Annotated in this window: 10 protein-coding genes and 1 riboswitch; of the genes, 3 read left to right on the plus strand and 7 right to left on the minus strand. The window is 74.3% G+C overall.

Annotated features, from left to right (window positions below):
* Window positions 1–332: 332 nt before the first annotated feature.
* A complete protein-coding gene (locus tag GEV43_RS26065; protein WP_309239840.1) occupies window positions 333–2,984 on the minus strand; it encodes a substrate-binding domain-containing protein in 2,652 nt (883 codons plus the stop codon).
* 258 nt (window positions 2,985–3,242) lie between these two features.
* On the opposite strand from GEV43_RS26065, the gene GEV43_RS51070 reads away from it, so the two are divergent.
* Both GEV43_RS51070 and GEV43_RS26075 read left to right on the plus strand, forming a co-directional pair.
* On the plus strand, window positions 3,243–4,322 hold the full coding sequence (locus GEV43_RS51070) for an endonuclease/exonuclease/phosphatase family protein (protein ID WP_206681288.1): 1,080 nt from the start codon (window positions 3,243–3,245) through the stop codon (window positions 4,320–4,322).
* 97 nt (window positions 4,323–4,419) lie between these two features.
* Window positions 4,420–5,235: an RNA methyltransferase gene (locus GEV43_RS26075; RefSeq protein ID WP_160822962.1), complete on the plus strand. Its 816-nt coding sequence runs from the start codon at window positions 4,420–4,422 to the stop codon at window positions 5,233–5,235.
* 65 nt (window positions 5,236–5,300) lie between these two features.
* Here the strand turns inward: GEV43_RS26075 and GEV43_RS47665 are convergent, their stop codons facing one another.
* From GEV43_RS47665 to GEV43_RS26095, 4 genes are all read right to left on the minus strand, one after another.
* The gene (locus tag GEV43_RS47665; protein WP_194252522.1) at window positions 5,301–6,329 is read right to left on the minus strand and encodes a hypothetical protein; all 1,029 of its coding nucleotides are present in this window, start codon (window positions 6,327–6,329) and stop codon (window positions 5,301–5,303) included.
* An 89-nt stretch (window positions 6,330–6,418) separates the two neighbouring features.
* Window positions 6,419–9,595: an SseB family protein gene (locus GEV43_RS26085; RefSeq protein ID WP_160822963.1), complete on the minus strand. Its 3,177-nt coding sequence runs from the start codon at window positions 9,593–9,595 to the stop codon at window positions 6,419–6,421.
* The gene (locus tag GEV43_RS26090) at window positions 9,577–11,100 is read right to left on the minus strand and encodes an SseB family protein (RefSeq protein ID WP_160822964.1); all 1,524 of its coding nucleotides are present in this window, start codon (window positions 11,098–11,100) and stop codon (window positions 9,577–9,579) included. Before GEV43_RS26090 ends, GEV43_RS26085 begins: the two co-directional genes overlap by 19 nt.
* 148 nt (window positions 11,101–11,248) lie before the next feature.
* Window positions 11,249–12,589 carry an aminotransferase class V-fold PLP-dependent enzyme gene (locus tag GEV43_RS26095; RefSeq protein ID WP_309239841.1) on the minus strand — a complete coding sequence of 447 codons (1,341 nt, stop codon included), beginning with the start codon at window positions 12,587–12,589 and terminating at the stop codon, window positions 11,249–11,251.
* A gap of 91 nt (window positions 12,590–12,680) precedes the next feature.
* Window positions 12,681–12,797: riboswitch (SAM riboswitch) on the minus strand.
* 50 nt (window positions 12,798–12,847) lie between these two features.
* On the opposite strand from GEV43_RS26095, the gene GEV43_RS26100 reads away from it, so the two are divergent.
* Window positions 12,848–13,234 carry a hypothetical protein gene (locus tag GEV43_RS26100; protein WP_160822966.1) on the plus strand — a complete coding sequence of 129 codons (387 nt, stop codon included), beginning with the start codon at window positions 12,848–12,850 and terminating at the stop codon, window positions 13,232–13,234.
* 82 nt (window positions 13,235–13,316) lie between these two features.
* On the opposite strand, the gene GEV43_RS26105 is transcribed toward GEV43_RS26100, so the two are convergent.
* Window positions 13,317–13,736, minus strand: coding sequence for a hypothetical protein (locus GEV43_RS26105; RefSeq protein ID WP_160822967.1), 420 nt, complete (start codon window positions 13,734–13,736; stop codon window positions 13,317–13,319).
* The gene (locus tag GEV43_RS26110) at window positions 13,709–15,556 is read right to left on the minus strand and encodes a transglycosylase domain-containing protein (RefSeq protein WP_160822968.1); all 1,848 of its coding nucleotides are present in this window, start codon (window positions 15,554–15,556) and stop codon (window positions 13,709–13,711) included. Before GEV43_RS26110 ends, GEV43_RS26105 begins: the two co-directional genes overlap by 28 nt.
* Between the last annotated feature and the right edge of the window lie 61 nt (window positions 15,557–15,617).

A 15,617-nucleotide genomic window follows, 5' to 3' on the forward strand; every position in this document is an offset into this window, starting at 1 on the left:
CGGGAACGGGCCGGGCTCCGCGCCGTCGGGGAAGCCGTGGTGCTCATCGGCCCCCGGTCTCCGGGGGCGCCCCCCGCCGCGGGTCAGGGGGAGAAGAAAGAAGGTCGGAGGCCCGACGGCCCCGCTCCCCGTCGGGCCTCCACCAAGAAAGACGGGCGACGGATGCGTCCGGTTGACACGAGTTGGCGAAGAAATCTCCGGAACCTCGGCCCGTTCCCCCGCCGCGCCCGCGCACCGGCCCGCGAGCTGCGAACGGTCACGCAGCGTCAGGCCGCACAAACTTTATGCTGTTCAGGGCGTTGCGGGAGGGAACGGGCACCGGTGACGCCGCGTCACTGCGTGATGCGGCGGGACAGCATCCTGAGGAAGATCTTGGAGATCTCCTGCGGGGTCATCGCGATCTGCACGTTGCCGTTGGTGAGCTTCGCGATCCGCTCCAGCTCGTTGCGGTCCACGCCCTTGCCGAACCCGATCATGTTGACCTGGATCGGCTTGTTGGGGTCGATCATCCGCTTCAGCCGGTCCAGCGTCTGCTCCAGGGTCGGCCCGTCGGTGTCGTCGTTCTTGCCGTCGGTCAGCAGCAGGATGGAGTTGCCGAACTCCGGCTTGTAGGTCCGGTTCATCTCCTTGTACGCGGCGAGCACCGAGTCGTACAGGCCGGTGTTGCCGTCCATCTTCGGGCGCATCTGGTTCAGCGTCGACAGCACCAGGTTGCGGCGCGTGCTGGAGCCGACGCGCTCGCCGAGCGGGCCGACCGACACCGACTGGCGGTAGTCCTTCGCGCCGTCCATCTTGGTGGAGAACAGCCACTGCCCGAGCTCGGTGTCGTTCGACATCATCGACAGGCCGCCCTGCGACACCTCGGCGATCGCCTGGAGCCGCGTCTTGCCGCCGCCGACCTTCTCGGCCATCGAGCCCGACACGTCGATCAGCGTCAGCATCCGCAGGCCGAGGGTCAGCTTCGACCACGCCTGCATGACCCCCGAGACCTCCTTGGCGCTCGGCGGGGGGAGCTGCCGGGGCCGCGCCGGGCTGACGCCCAGCTTCGCGGTGAACCCGCCCGGCGCCTTGCCGTCCGGCGACCGGAACCCGAGGGAGCGCACGTCGTCGCGCGTCGTCTCGGTGTTCATCGCCTTCTCCAGCAGCCCCGCGGCCTTCCGCCGGTCGCCGTCCCCGGTCGTGACGGTGTACGGGTAGTCCAGCGAGAGCGTCCCCTCCTGCGGGTACAGCGCGACGGCGGGCTCGGACGGCCCGGTGCGGTTGTAGTTCCACAGGGCCTGCTCGGACGACAGCGAGATCGGCTGCTTGCCGGTCCGGCCCTTGCGGAACTGCCCGAACTGGGCCGTCGCGTTCGGCACCGTGCTCTCGCGGACGGTGCGGACGATCCCGGTGAAGATCGACTCCTTGTTGGGGTCGTTCGCCAGCAGCGCGTTGGTGACCATCAGCCCGCCCATGCCGGCGGCGTTGCGCGCCGGGTCGGGCACGAGCAGCCGCACCGAGCCGGCCGGGATCATCTGGTTCTTGGTCACGCCGCCGCCCGCGGTGCCGCCCGCCGCCTTCAGCAGGTTGTCCCAGGACGGCGCCGCCGTGATGCCCTCCTGCTTCAGGCGGTTCGCGAGCGTCTGGGGCAGCCCGACGACGATCGGGCTCATGGCGAGGGACGTCTTGGTGCTCTGGACGGCCTTGTCGTCGCCCGACGTGCCGCGGACCATCGACGTCCACATGGAGGTGTCGGGGATCCACACGTCCGGCCGCTCGTTGCCGGCGCCCGCCACGCCCTGCCCGCTCAGCAGCGTCGCCACGGACGCGGGCTCGCTCCTGGTGACGCGCGTCTTCACGCACTTGCCGCTGATCTTGTGCTTGGCGTCGTTGAACCGGCCCGCCGCCTTGACCACGGCCGGCTGGATGTCGGGCGCCGCCGCCACGTTGAGGGTGAGCGCCCCGTCGCCGTCGCACCCGCCGCCGCTCTCGGCGAACGCGTACACGCCGACGCCGAGCAGCAGCGCGAGCCCGACCGCGCCCGCCATCGGGCCGATCAGCGCCGTCGCGCTGCGCTTGCGCTTGCGCCGCCCGTACTCGTAGTCGCCGCTGCCTCCGCCGTAACCGCCGGAGCCGCCGCTGCCGCTCCCGCTGCCGCCTGAGCCTCCGTAGCCGCCGGACTCGGAGGAGCCGCCCGCGCGCCCGCCGAAGAACCCGGTCTCGCCGCCGTCGGAGTTGCGGATCGAGTCGTAGCCGCCGTACCCGCCGGACGAGGACGCGCCGGGGCCCTGCGCCGAGGCGGACGGCAGCGGCATGCCGCCCGTTCCGGTGGAGCCCTCGGGTACGCGCGCGCCCGGGGGAGGGGCGGCGGGCGTTCCGTAGCCGCCGCCCTGCCCGGACGTGCCGGGCGGACGGCCGAGGCCGTAGCCCCCCGCGTCGGAGGCGCCGGTGAAACCGCCCGCACCGAAGGCCGGCTCCTCCCCGGGCCGGGGCACGAACCACTCGTGCGTCTCGCCCGTCCCCGCCGCGCCGGGCTGCTGCGGTGCGCCGGGTTGGGGCGTGCCGGGCTGGGGCGTGCCCGGCTGGGGCGTGCCGGGAACGCCGGACGACGCTCCGGGCCCGCTGGACGCGGTCGGCGTGCCGGGGAGGCCGGGCGTGCCGAGGACGTCCGGCGAGCCGGGGGCGGCCGGGGGTCCGGCCTGGCCCGCGGGGCCGGGAGGGCTCAACGGGTCGGAGAGCGGAGCGCCGAACGGCACGTCCTGCGTGCCGGAGGGCGGCGCAGCCTGCGGCCCGGACGGCGGTCCGGTCGGCGGTACGGCTTGCGGCCCGGACGGTGGCCCGGCTTGCGGCCCGGTCGGCGGGACGACCGGTGGGCTCTGGCTGTCGCGCGGGCCGAACCAGTCGGACGACCCGTCGTTCGCGGGTCCGAAGACCGGCCTGGAGGGGTCGTGCCCGCCGTCATCCGGCGTCCCCTCGGGGAAGTCATTGCGATGACGTCCGCTCACGGCTGCCCTCGATTCACCAGAAACCCGTCGATGTTCCCCGGCACTGTAGTAGTACGACCGGGAGGTTACAAAGAACTCAAATCTGATGATGACGCAGGTCATGGGCCTACGTCTTGAAAAGCGCGGCAACGTGACGGCCCGTCACGCCCCGCGTTCGGGGCCGCGGGAGGCCGCGCGGCAACTCGGCGGCCCGGCCGAACGTCAGTAGATCTGGGACCCCGCGAGCTCGCGGGAGGCCCGGACGAGGGGGCGTGGCCGGTGACCGACACGAGCGACGACCGCCCGACGCGGCCCGCGGAAGCGACCGGGCGTCCGGGACGGCCCGGACGGCTGCGGGCCTTGACCGAGCCCCGGCGCGGACGGTGGCGGACGGTCGCGGCCTGGACCGGCGCCGGGGCCTGGGGCGTCTGGGCCGCCGTACGGTTCGCGGGCGGCGACCGGATCCCGGGCGTCGAGGTGCCGTCCGCGCCGCTCCTGGCCCTCACCCCGTACGTGGCGGCGACCGTGCCCGTGCCCGTCCTGGCGGCGCTGCTGCTGCGCAGGTGGCGGGCGGCGGCCGTCGCGGGGGTCGTCGCGGCCGGGCTCGCCGCCGCCGTGCTGCCCCGCGCGATCGGCGGCGACGAGCCCGCCGCGCGCGGTCCCGTCCTGCGGGTGGTGACGGCGAACCTGATGTTCGGCGAGGCCGACCCCGCCCGGCTGGTCGAGATCGTCCGGCGGGCCCGCGCGGACGTCCTCAGCCTCCAGGAGCTCCCGCCCGAGGCCGTCGCCCGCTACGAACGCGCCGGACTGTCCGCGCTCCTGCCCCACAAGGTCATCGACCCGCGGTGGGGCGCGGCCGGTTCCGGCCTCTACTCGCGCCACCCCATGAGGGCGCTGCCGCCGCTGCCCCGTACCCAGATGGCCATGCCGCAGGCCGAGCTGGCGCTCCCGGACGGACGGCGCGTGCAGATCACCGCCGTCCACCCCGTACCGCCGATCTCCGCCGAATCACTCCACGACTGGAAACGCGACCTCGGCGCGCTGCCGCCGGCCCGTTCCTCCGCGGCCACCCCCGGCGGCGGGAACGCGGCGGGCGCGCCCGTACGGATCCTGGCGGGGGACTTCAACGCCACGCTCGACCACGCCGGCCTCCGCCGTCTGATCGGCCGCGGCTACGCGGACGCCGCCGACCGCGACGGGAAGGGGCTCGTGCCGACGTGGGGGCTGGGCGGCCCGCGCCCGCCGCTGACGATCGACCACGTCCTGGTGGACCGGCGCTGCGCCGTCCGCGGCGTCGCCGTCCACGACCTGCCCGGCAGCGACCACCGCGCCGTCTCCACCGAGATCCGCCTCCCCTGACCGCTGCCCCTGACCGTCGCCCTCTCGGCCGGGTCCGAGCCTGGTGAACGAGCGGCCGGTGGCCGGGGCATCGGCGGGGTGGCGGCAGAATACGGGGATGGCCAGGCTCGTCTCCGTGTCCGACCCCGCGGACCCGCGGCTCGCCGACTACGTGCGGCTCCGCGACGTGAACCTCCGCAAGAGCCTGGAGGCCGAGCACGGCCTGTTCGTCGCCGAGGGCGAGAAGGTGATCAGGCGCGCGGCGGGCGCGGGGCACCCCGCCCGCTCGTTCCTCATGGCGCGGCGCTGGGCCGGCCCGCTCGCCGACGTGCTCGACGCGACGGACGCCCCGGTCTACGTCGCGGACGACGCGACCCTGGAGGCCGTCGCCGGGTTCCAGGTGCACCGCGGCGCGCTCGCGTCGATGGAGCGCCTCCCGCTCCCGGCCGTGGACGACGTCGTCGCGGACGCCCGCCGCATCGTCGTCTGCGAGGACATCGTCGACCACACCAACATCGGCGCGATCTTCCGTTGCGCGGCGGCGCTCGGCGTGGACGCCGCCGTCCTCGCGCCCCGCTGCGCCGACCCGCTGTACCGGCGGTCGGTCAAGGTGTCGATGGGCGCGGTGTTCGCCCTGCCGTACGCGCGGATGGCCGACTGGCACGGGGGCCTCGCGGCGCTGCGCGGGCACGGGTTCCAGCTCCTCGCGCTGACCCCGGCGGCGGACGCGGTGCCGCTCGACGACGTCGCTCCCGCCGAACGCCGCGCGCTGCTGCTCGGCGCCGAGGGCGACGGGCTGTCGTCGCGCTGGCTCCGCGAGGCCGACGCCGCCGTCCGCATCCCGATGGGCGAGACGGCCCTCGCGCGCGGCGTCGACTCCCTCAACGTGGTCGCGGCGGCGGCGATCGCCTGCTACGCCCTCACCCGCGACTGAGGCCGGGGCCGGGGTCGGGCACGGGCTCGCGGCGTCCCTTCAGCGGCCCGGGACCGGCGGACGGGTCACTTGCCGAAGACGCCCCGGCGGGGGCGGCGGTGCGTGCCCTTAGCGCGCCGCGCCGCCTCGGCGGCGGCAGCGGAGGCCGCGGGGTTGCGGCGGCCCAGGCGGAGCTGGGTCAGCAGCAGCGAGAACGCGACGAGGAGCGCGGCGAGCCACGCCACCTGGGTGCTCGCCATCCGTTCGAACGTCAGGTCCTGCGCGACGGGCGCCTTGTTGTTGCGCAGCCTGCTCTCGGGCGGCGGCGTGGTGGCGCTCGCCGCGACGGACGGGCTCGGCGGCGCGATCGGCGGCAGCGCGACCTGCGGGCTCTGGGTGGCGTTCGGCTGGTTGAACGTCCCGTTCGGCTTCGGCGGGTCGAACGACGAGCCGCCGTTGGACGACCCGCTGCCGCTCCCGCTGCCCGAGCCGCCGCTCCCCGAGCCCGAGCCCGAGTTCGAGCCCGAGCCGGACCCGGATCCGGAGCCCTTGCCGCCGGACAGCCCGCCGTCCTTGCCCGACGAGGGGCTGGAAGACGGCTTCGGCTTCTTCTTGACCACGTACTGGATGGTCGCCGAGTCGGAGATGGGCTCGACGTTCGACGAGGCGACGGAGACCGTCACGGTCACGTTCGTGGTCTTCTTGAGGCTCTCGGGGAGGCGCACCCGCAGGTTGATGTGGTCGCGCCGCTTCCCGGCGGGGTCGAGGTCGCCGACCTTGCACCCGGTGCCGCCGAACGGCGTCTCGCACTCCCCGTCGAGGAACGCGGAGGCCGGGCTCGTCGTGATCCTCCGTATCCGGACGTCCTTGGCGATGCCCGACACGGCCCTGAACTGCACCGGCACGGACACGGTCTGCCCCGGCTTCGCCACCGCGTCGCTGGGAGCGAGGTACACCACCAGTTCGGGAGCGGCGGGTACCTCGGTCTTGGTGGCCGTCACCGAGGGGGACGGGGACGGGTCGCCCACCGCGAACGCGGGCGCCGCGCCCGCGGCCAGGATCGCCGCCGTGCCGAGCCCCGCGAAGATCGGTCGTACCGCCGATCGGTAGAGCACCGCCTCAGCACCTCCGTCGCCTCACCGTTGAGCGCTTTGTCAGCGTCGGGCATCCGCGTCCCGCCGTACCCGAGGGATCGCCTCGGGAATCATGCGAACACGGATCTACGGATCAAATCAACCCCGCGCGTCCCCTTCTGGACGTTCAGATGAACTCCTCGCGGAGGTCCTCGACCTCCGCCCCGGGAGCCCAAGTCTGCCAGACCCCCTGGTCGATGCGTTCCAGCCCGAGACGCTGCGCGACGGGCGCCCGGCCGCCCGCGTACTCGACCCGCAGCCACGTCTCGTGCTCGCCGACGACGACGAAACGTTCGCCATGCCAGGTGCACGTCGTGCGGACGTAGCGGAGCACCTCGATCTCGGACGCGGGGACGATGCGCCGGTAGCGCCCCGGCCGCAGCTCCTCGAAGCCGTCCGTGGGCTCCGGCGCGTACAGCCGGACCTCGCCGTCCGCGCCGGGCGCGGCCTCGAACTCGCGGCCGAGCCAGCGCGCCACGTACCCGTCGCGGATCATTGCGCGGCCTCCGTCCGGTCGTCCCATCCGCCGGTTCCGGACGCGCCCGAAGTGCCGGACGCGTCGGGCCGTTCCGGGGCGGTCTCGGGCGGAGCCAGGCGAGGCGGTCCGGGTCGTACATCGCGACGAACCGCTCGGACCGGTCCATGCCCAACAGGTACATCTCGGCGCCGTACGGCAAGCGCACACTGTCCACCTTGTACTCGCGGACGGAGCCCGCGCTGCCCGGCGCGAACCCCCCGCCCTGGAACGGCGGGCGCTCGATCACCCAGCCGTCCTCGCCCCACGACGCGAGCTCCTCCTCCGACTGCCCGCCGAACGGGATGCGGTAGAGGTCCGGGCAGTACGCGGGCCAGCGGATGACGTACACGCCCTCGTCCTGCGGAGAGAACGGCGAGTCGGCGTAGAGCAGGCCCAGCGTCTCGTACAGCTGGACCGGCGTCTGCAACTCGGCGACGTCGGACGTCGGATGCACGAAACCGCCGACGCGGTCGTAGCCCTGTTCGAGGTACCAGCCGACGTGATTGTGCGGGACGACCTTCTGCATGATGGCGGGCTGCGCGGCGCGTTCGGCGTCGAGGTGCTGCGGATACGGCGGCGCTTCGACGAACGCGTCGGACGCGTGTGCGCGCGGGTCTGGCACGCCGGTCTCCGACGGCGGCTCGGCCGTCGCGGGAGGGAACGCGTCCTGCAACGTCGCGTTCGGATCCTGCGCGGCCGCGTGCGCGTCCTGGTAGGGCTGCGCGGCGTCCGCCCGCGGCTCGGGACGTGGCCGCGGCTGCGGCTCGGTGGCGGGCTCGTTCGCGGTCCCGGCGGCGGGCCCGGTCGCGGGCTCGGGCTCGGAACGGGGCGCGGGATCGGGCTGCGGCGCGGGCACGTCCGGGCGCGGCTGCACGAGCCCGACCCGGATCGCCCACTCGCTGAGCGCGCGCACCTGGTCGCCGCGCAGCGACGCGCCGATCCGCGTGCCCGGGTTGAGGAGCATCGCCCAGTCCTCGCGCGGCCACGACCCGATCAGCTCGCGGAAGTCCGCGTACACGAACCGCGACTCCGGCAGCACCTCGCGCAGCCGTACGAGCGAGGTGAACACCTGCACCGCCGATTCGCCACGCAGCGCCGCCTCCCAGCGGAACTCGCGCTGTATCGGCGTGACCTCCAGCGGCGCGTCCACCGGAATGGGCACCAGGACGTTCGCGGCGAGCAGGACGCGCAGGAACGCGTCGGAGTCGCCGCTCAACGCCGCCTCGAACAGCTCCTGGTCGATGCGGTTTCCGGGCTCGAACTCCTCCTGAACGGCCTCGTCGGCGGCCGGGCCTGCGGAACCCGTTCGCTGCTCCGACGGGGGCTGGCCGGTAGGCCGTCCGCCGCCATGCGCGGTCGCGTCCTGCTGCGGCGTTCCGGGGGCTTCGGACGCGCCCAACGACTCGGGGACGCCCGAAGGTGTTCCGGGAGCGCCCAACGTGTCGGCTGGCTGCGGCGTTTCCGTTGGGGACTGCGGAGGCGGCGAGCCTGCCCCTGGCGTTCCGGCGCTCTGGGCGTCCGGCGCGCTGGACGACGTTCCCGGGGCCGCAGCTTCGCGTACGTCCGGAGCGCCGGGCAGCGCGGCGGCGTCCGGCGCTGGCGGTACGGGAGGCGCTGGAGGTACGGGAGGCGCGGGCGGTACGGGAGGCGCGGAGGGTGCGGCTTGGGCGGCGGTGGCCGCCGCTGCCTGCTGTGCGGCGGCTCGTTCCGTCGGGAGCTGCTCCGGCGGGGGCTCGGCGGGGCCGCTGAGGGCGCGCACCTGGTCGCCGGGCATGGTCGCGTCCACGGGCGTGCCGGGATTGAGGACGAGCGTCCACGCGGTGTCCGGCCAGGCGGTCACCATCTCCAGCAGGCTCGGCATCACGAAGCGGGACGAGCCGATCGCGTCGTTCATCCACTTCAGGGACGTGAACACCTGGATCGACGCGTGCCCGTGCACCATGACGGGCCGCCACGGGAAGTCGGGGTCGCCGGGCGGGATGCCCCACGGCGTGTCCGGGTCGGCCGGGACGAGCACCTGAGCGCCCAGCAGGATCTTGAAGAACGCGTCGGTGTCGCGCCTGCGGGCGGCGTCGAACAGGCGGTGCTCCACGTCGTTCTGCGGCTCGAACCCGTCGGACATCCGCTGCGCCGCGCGCTGGTCGGCCCACGTCGCGAGCCCCGGGAGCTGCTCGGCGAGGATCGTGCCGCCCGCCGGCGAGCCGGAGTTGATCGCCAGCAGCCACGCGTGGTCGGGCCAGTAGCGGAGCATCGCGGTGAACGGCAGCGTGATCGACTCGGTGCCCGTCCCGACGGCGCGGGCGTGTTCGAGCAGCCGTTCCGGCGAGGTGAACACGGGGACGACCGTCGTGCCGTCCACCTCGCGCGTCTGCCAGGGGAAGCCGGGCCTGCCGGGCCGCAGCGTGTAGTCCATCTCCTCGGGGACGGGGAGCAGGACCTCCGTCCCGGCGAGCGTCTGGAGGAACAGGTCGTGGTCGTTGTTGGCGGCGGCGCGCAAGAGTTCGCGCTCGACCTCGTTGGCGGGCCGGAACTCGGGCCGGGGCTCAGGGCGCGCCAGCTCCCGATGCTGCTCCTGGAGCTCCTCCCACTGCGCCGCGTCGCCGTCGGTGGCCGTGCGGTCCGCAACCGGAGGCCCCGCGACGGGACGGTCGCCCGGTTCCGGGACGGCGTGCCCGCCGCGCCCCGTTCCGCCGCCGGGCGCGTCCGTCCCCGTCAGGTCGGTGTCGGACACGGGCGCGAAACTCTGCGTACGCGTCGGATCTCCGGCGCCGGACGCACCGGGAGCGTCCGTTCCGGGTACGGGGGGCTGCGGCGGGCCCTGGACGCCCCTTCCGGTCGGCGGAGCGTCCGTCCCTTGCGCGCGTGCCGGATCGGGAACGGCGGGCGCGACGTCATGAGCCGGAGCGGCGGCGCTCGGAACACCCGCCGTGGGGGCGGTGTCGTGCGGAAGCGCCGGGTCTTGCCCCGTGCCCGTTCCGCCGGGCGGAGGCGGGACGCTCTGCGCACGCGTCGCGTCGGGAACGTTCGGCCCGCCGGGCGGAGGCACGATTCCCTGCGCCTGCGTCGGGTCGGCGGCGTTAGGCGTCCCGGCGGGCGCAACGTCCTGCGGACGCGTCGCGTCGGGAACGCCTGCCGCCCCCGCTGCCGCCACGTTGCCCAGCCCCCGCGCGGGATCGGCACCAGGTGGAGTCGCGCCGCTCTGCGCGTGCGTCGGGTCGGTGGCCGGTGGCGTCGCGCCACTCTGCGCGTGCGCCGGGTCTGCGCCAGGCGGCGTCGCGCCGCTCTGCGCGTGTGCCGGGTCGGTGGACGGGACGCGCGGCGAGGATACGGGGCCTTGCGCGTGCGCTGGGTCGGGGATGCCCGGTGTGGGGGCGGTCGGGTCTGGAACGGGGGAGAAGCTCTGGGTGCGTGTGGGGTCGGCGGCGTCCGGTGGGGGCCGCCGGTCGGGGCTTGGGGCGGGACGGCGGGATGCGGGGCCTCGGCGCCGTGGACGGGCTGCGCGCGCGTGGGCTCGGTGCCGGGCGGCGGTTCGGCGGTGTGGGCGCCGGACGGGGGCGGGGCCGGGGCCGTGGGCAGCGGTTGGGCGCGGGTCGGTTCGGTGCCGGGCGCCGGCTCGCCGGTGTGCGCCCGGCCGGTCGCGGGACCGGTGAACGGCGCGCCCGGAGGAGTCGGGTCGGACGGGTGCGGCAGGGGAACGTCGCGCGCGGTCTCCGGGGGACGGGTCGCCGGCTGCGCAGGAGGAACGGCCTGCGGGGCGTTCGCGATGAGGTCGGGACGGCCCGCGACCGGCGGGCGGCCGTCGCCCTCGGCGACCTGCCGCACGAACCAGGACGGCAGGCGCGACTCGATCGGCAGCGCCACCCCCGTGACGCCCTGCGCCGGCACGTCGACCGCGAGCCACCAGCGGGCGTCCGGCCACGTCTGGGCGAGGTCGGCGAACCTCAGCTTCATGAAGTGCCGGTACGCCGGGCCGAGGCAGGCGCGCATGGCCTCGGCGGAGGTGTAGACGAGCACGTGCGTGCGGCCGTCCTCGTCCTGGGTGGGCCAGGTGGGCTGCGCCTCGTTCGCCAGCACGTCGTCGATCAGGTCCGGTGGTACGGGGACGACCAGCTCGCCGTCCGCGAGGAGGCGGAAGTAGCCCTCCTGGTCCCCCGACCGTACGGTGTCCTGTAGTCGACGCTCGAAGTCCGATGTGGGTCGCCACGCGTCGGCCACGGTCGCCACCCCCTGTTTCATCCCGCCGTGTTCGTCCCGCCGTGCGCGTCCCCCGCCCGCCGGACCCCGTTGGGACGGGTCCGGGCGGGCCGGTTACGGACTGCCTACGCTACATGGGCGAACAGGACCAAAGAGCCCAATCGACGGCTCGGCTCCACGGGACCGCAGGTCAGCGGCTCGCCACCCGCGCGCCGTGCGCGCCGCGGGACGCGAGCCGGGCGAGCGCCCCGACGAGCCGGTCGACGTGCTCGTCGGTCGTCCCGATGCCGAAGCTCGCGCGTACCGCCGAGCCCTCGCCGTCCGCGCATCCTCCGGCGCCGCCCGTGTCGAGCAGGTGCCGGACGAACGGGTGCGCGCAGAACTTCCCGTCCCGCACACCGATGCCGTACTCACCGGACAGCGTAAGCGCGACGTCGCGCGCGTTCCAGCCGTCCACGAGGAGCGACACGATTCCGACGCGCGGGCCGCGGTCGCCCCAGAGCGTGAGCTCGCGAACTCCGGGGATGGAGGCGATGCCCGCGCGAAGGCGGGCGAGGAGGCGTTCCTCATGCTCGATCCGCGCGTCCCAGCCCGCCGACAGCGTGTCGCAGGCGGCGGCGAGCGCGATGACGCCGAGGACGTTCGGCGTGCCCGCCTCGTGCCGCTGCTCGGCGTCCGCCGCCCAGCGGGTCGTGTCGCCGCGGCCGGTGACCGCCGCGCTCGCGCCGCCGCCCTTGAGGTACGGCGCGGCGGCGCGCAGCCAGTCGGCGCGCCCGGCGAGCACGCCCGCGCCGAACGGCGCGTACAGCTTGTGGCCGGAGAACGCGACGTAGTCGACGCCGAGCGCGCTCATGTCGATCGGGCGGTGCGGGACGAGCTGCGCGGCGTCCACGGCGATGCGGGCGCCGTGCCGCCGCGCCACGTTCGCCAGCTCCCGGACGGGCCACAGCTCGCCGGTGACGTTGGACGCGGCCGTGACCACCAGCAGCCGGGGCCCGGTCGGCGCGGCGGCGAGCGCGCGGTCGGCGGCGTCGATCGCCTCGGCGGGCGTCGCGGGCGCCGGGAGCCGTACGGCGCGGCGCCACGGCAGCAGCGTCGCGTGGTGCTCGGTCTCGAACACGACGACGGTCGTCCCCGGCGGGACGGCGTGCGCGAGCAGGTTCATGGCGTCGGTGGTGTTGCGCGTGAACACCACCGCCGAACGCCGCCACGCCCCGAGGAACCCGCGGACCGTCTCGCGCGCCTTCTCGTACGCGTCCGTCGTGACCTGCGAGGCGTACCCGGCGCCGCGGTGGACGCTGCTGTAGTAGGGCAGCGCCTTGGTGACGGCCTCGTGCACCGCTTCGAGGCACGGCGCGCTGGCCGCGTAGTCGAGGTTGGCGTACGGCACCTCGCGGCCGTCGTCGAGCGGAACGGGCGCGTCGGCGCCGATGACCCGCGGCTCGCGCGCCGCGCGGGCGGCGGGCGCCGCGGCCCGGCCGGACGCGGGCGCCGGAACGGTGCGAACCTCAGGGGCGCCGGGCGCCGTCACAGAAGGGACGGGAGTGGCGTGGGCGAGCGTTGCGGCGGGACACATGCGTGCGACCTCCATCGGAGTCCGGGGACCCCGGGGATGTCGGCGGGGCCCGCGCTTGCCGGAACGCGGTGTTGCGTCCGGCCTGGTCCTCACCCGGGGCACCCCATCGCGGACGAAGGGTTGCCGGCCAGCAAGCCGGGGCTTGACGCTGGCGCTCATGACCTAGTGCGGAAGTATATGCGGATGCCGACGGGGTTCGAAAGGGAGGGTGCGATGCGGTACGGGGCGGTTCGGGCGCTGGCGCTGGGAGCGGTGACGCTCGGCGCGGCCGGTCTGCTGGCGGGTTGCGGGTCGTTCGGCGGAGACAACGCCGAGAAGGTCTGCGGCGACACCGAGAAGGCGTTCCAGCAGTACGTCGCGCAGGTCAGAGGCGTGGACGCGAACGAGCCCGCGCAGTGGGGCAAGGTCACCGAGCGGCTCGCCGGGCGCGTCGACGCGCTGGCCGGCGAGGCCGACGGGAAGAAGCTCAAGAAGGCGCTGAAGGACGAGGCGGGACGGCTGCGCACCGCCGCCGCGTCCGTCGGGACGGGCGACGCCGCTCAGCTCAACACGGTCATGTCCGATACGCCCCAGCGCATCGGCAAAGCCTGCTCGCGCTGACGCCCACGCTCGCTCGCGCTCGCGCTCGCCGGGCGGGCATGGAAGAGGGGCCGGTGCTCTCGCACCGGCCCCTCTTCCCGCGTCAGCCGTTGTGGCCGGGGCGGCCTCCGCCGTTGCCCCCGCCGTTGCCGCCGCCGGGGCCCGGATTCTCACCGTCGCCGGGTGACTCGCCGCCTCCGGGCTCCTCGCCGTCCCCGCCGGGCTTGCTCGGCGGGGGTGAACCGCCCGAGGGCGGCTTGGGGGAGTTGTGGCCGGGACGCTGCGTGTGCGGGGTGCGCGTGCCGGGCGTACGGGGCGACAGGCTGTTGCCGGGCCGCCCGTCGCCGGGCGCCTCGCTGTAGCCGCCGCCCGTCTGCACCGACGGGGAGCCGAACTCCTTCTGCTCGTACCCCTTGATGTTGACCGCGTTGCCCATGTACGAGTTCCACATCTGCGCCGGGAGCTGCCCGCCGTAGGAGCCGTAGCCGGGGATGTTCAGCGGCCTGCCGTCGCTGCGGAACATAGACACCGTCGTCGCCATCTGCGGGATGAACCCGTTGAACCAGATCGCGGCGCCCTTGTCGGTCGTCCCCGTCTTGCCCGCGACGTCGCGCCCGTCGGGGAGCTGCGCGGCGCGGCCCGTGCCGCCCGCACGACCTGCTGCATGGCGTACGTGGCGTCGCGGGCGTTCTGCGAGCTGAACGCCTGGGCGGCCTTCTCGGTGAACGAGCGCGTGTGGTCCTTGTTGTCGGTGACCGACTTGACCACGAACGGCTTGCGGAACTTGCCCTCCGAGGCGAACGTCGCGTACACCCCGGCCTGCTCCACCGGGTGCAGCGACACCACGCCGAGCGGGAACGTCGGCGCGGACCGCTGCTCGGGCTTCATCCGGTCGGCCGGGATGCCCATCTTCTCGGCCATCTCGGCGATCTTCTCGGTGCCGATGTCCTGGCCGAGGTTGACGTACGCGGTGTTGATCGAGTGCTGGGTGGCGGTGACCAGGTTGACCTGGCCGAAGTTCTCGCCGCTGTCGTTCTTGATCGGGGTGCCCCGGAAGTACTGCGGGGAGCTGCCGTCGTAGGAGCTGGTCAGCGACTTGCCCGCGTCGAGGGCGGCGGCGAGCGCGATCGGCTTGAAGCCCGACCCGGCCTGCGCCCAGTCGCCGAACGCGCTGCTCAGCGCCTCGTTCAGGTAGTTGCGCCCGCCGTAGAACGCCAGCACCTGCCCGGTCGCCGGATCGACCGACACCATCGCGGTGCGGATCTTCTTGCTCATCCCGGCCGGGACGTTCTGCGTGACCGACTGCCTGGCCGCGTCCATCAGCCGCTTGTCGAACGTCGTCGTGATCTTCAGTCCGGAGCGGTTGATCTCGTCCTCGCTGTAGCCGCGGCGCTCGGTCAGCTCCTTCTTGGCCACGTTGACCATGTAGCCGCGCTGGCCCTTGAGGATGTTGGTGATCTTCTCCTTGACCGGCGCGGGGAACTTCATCGCGTTCGCCTCGGCCTGCGACACTGAGCCGTCCCGCACCATGTTGCCGACGACCGCGCGCCAGCGCTGCTCGGCGTAGGGCCGGTGCGCGCCGCTCGGGTCGGCGAAGTTGCTCGGCTGCTGGATCGCGGCGGCGAGGTAGGCGCCCTGCGCGGGCGTGAGCTCCTTGACGTCCTTGCCGTAGTACGCCTTGGCGGCGGCCTGCACGCCGTACGCGTCGCGGCCGAAGTAGATCGTGTTGAGGTACTGCTCCAGGATCCAGTCCTTGGACTTCTCCCGCCCGACCTTCAGGGAGACCATGATCTCCTTGAGCTTGCGGGTGACCGAGCGCTCCTTGCCGATGCCGCCGTAGTAGTTGCGGACCATCTGCTGGGTGATCGTGGAGCCGCCCTGGAGCTGCTCGCCCGTCGCGGTGGACCAGAACGCGCGCGCGGTGCCGGAGACCGACACCCCGGGGTCCTGGTAGAAGCTGCGGTTCTCGGCGGCGATCACGCCGTCGCGGACGCCCTTCGGAATCTGGTCGAGCTTGACCGCGTCGCGGTTGACGCCCGTCTTCGCGATCTGCGTCTTGCCGTCGGCGTAGTAGAACGTGGGGCCCTGCGCGATCGCCTGCTCCTGCGGGGACGGCACGGGGGTGAACAGGTAGGCGACGCCGAACGCCGCGACGCAGAACCCGATGAACGCGAGCAGGCCGAACAGGACGCGCCGCGCGTACCTGACCTTGCGGCTGCGCTGCTTCTTCGGGCCCTTGCCCCCGCCGCCACCGCCGCCGCGCCCGCGCCCTCCGCCCGGTCCGGCGGGGCCGCCCGCGTCCTTGGACGGGTCGGGGGCCTTGCCCTCCTCGGAGACGGCCACGCCTTCGCGCGTCGCGTCCGCGCCGTCCTTGGCGTCCTTGGCGTCGTCGTCGCTGACGGCG

This window comes from Actinomadura sp. J1-007 (assembly GCF_009793335.1).
Taxonomy (GTDB): domain Bacteria; phylum Actinomycetota; class Actinomycetes; order Streptosporangiales; family Streptosporangiaceae; genus Spirillospora; species Spirillospora yumaensis.

Excerpts from the sequence above, each read along its gene's own strand:
- GEV43_RS26075 (WP_160822962.1), top strand. The coding sequence starts at position 4,420 with ATGGCCAGGCTCGTCTCCGTGTCCGACCCCGCGGACCCGCGGCTCGCC.
- GEV43_RS26090 (WP_160822964.1), bottom strand. The coding sequence starts at position 11,100 with ATGAAACAGGGGGTGGCGACCGTGGCCGACGCGTGGCGACCCACATCG.
- GEV43_RS26100 (WP_160822966.1), top strand. The coding sequence starts at position 12,848 with ATGCGGTACGGGGCGGTTCGGGCGCTGGCGCTGGGAGCGGTGACGCTC.
- GEV43_RS26105 (WP_160822967.1), bottom strand. The coding sequence starts at position 13,736 with ATGTTCCGCAGCGACGGCAGGCCGCTGAACATCCCCGGCTACGGCTCC.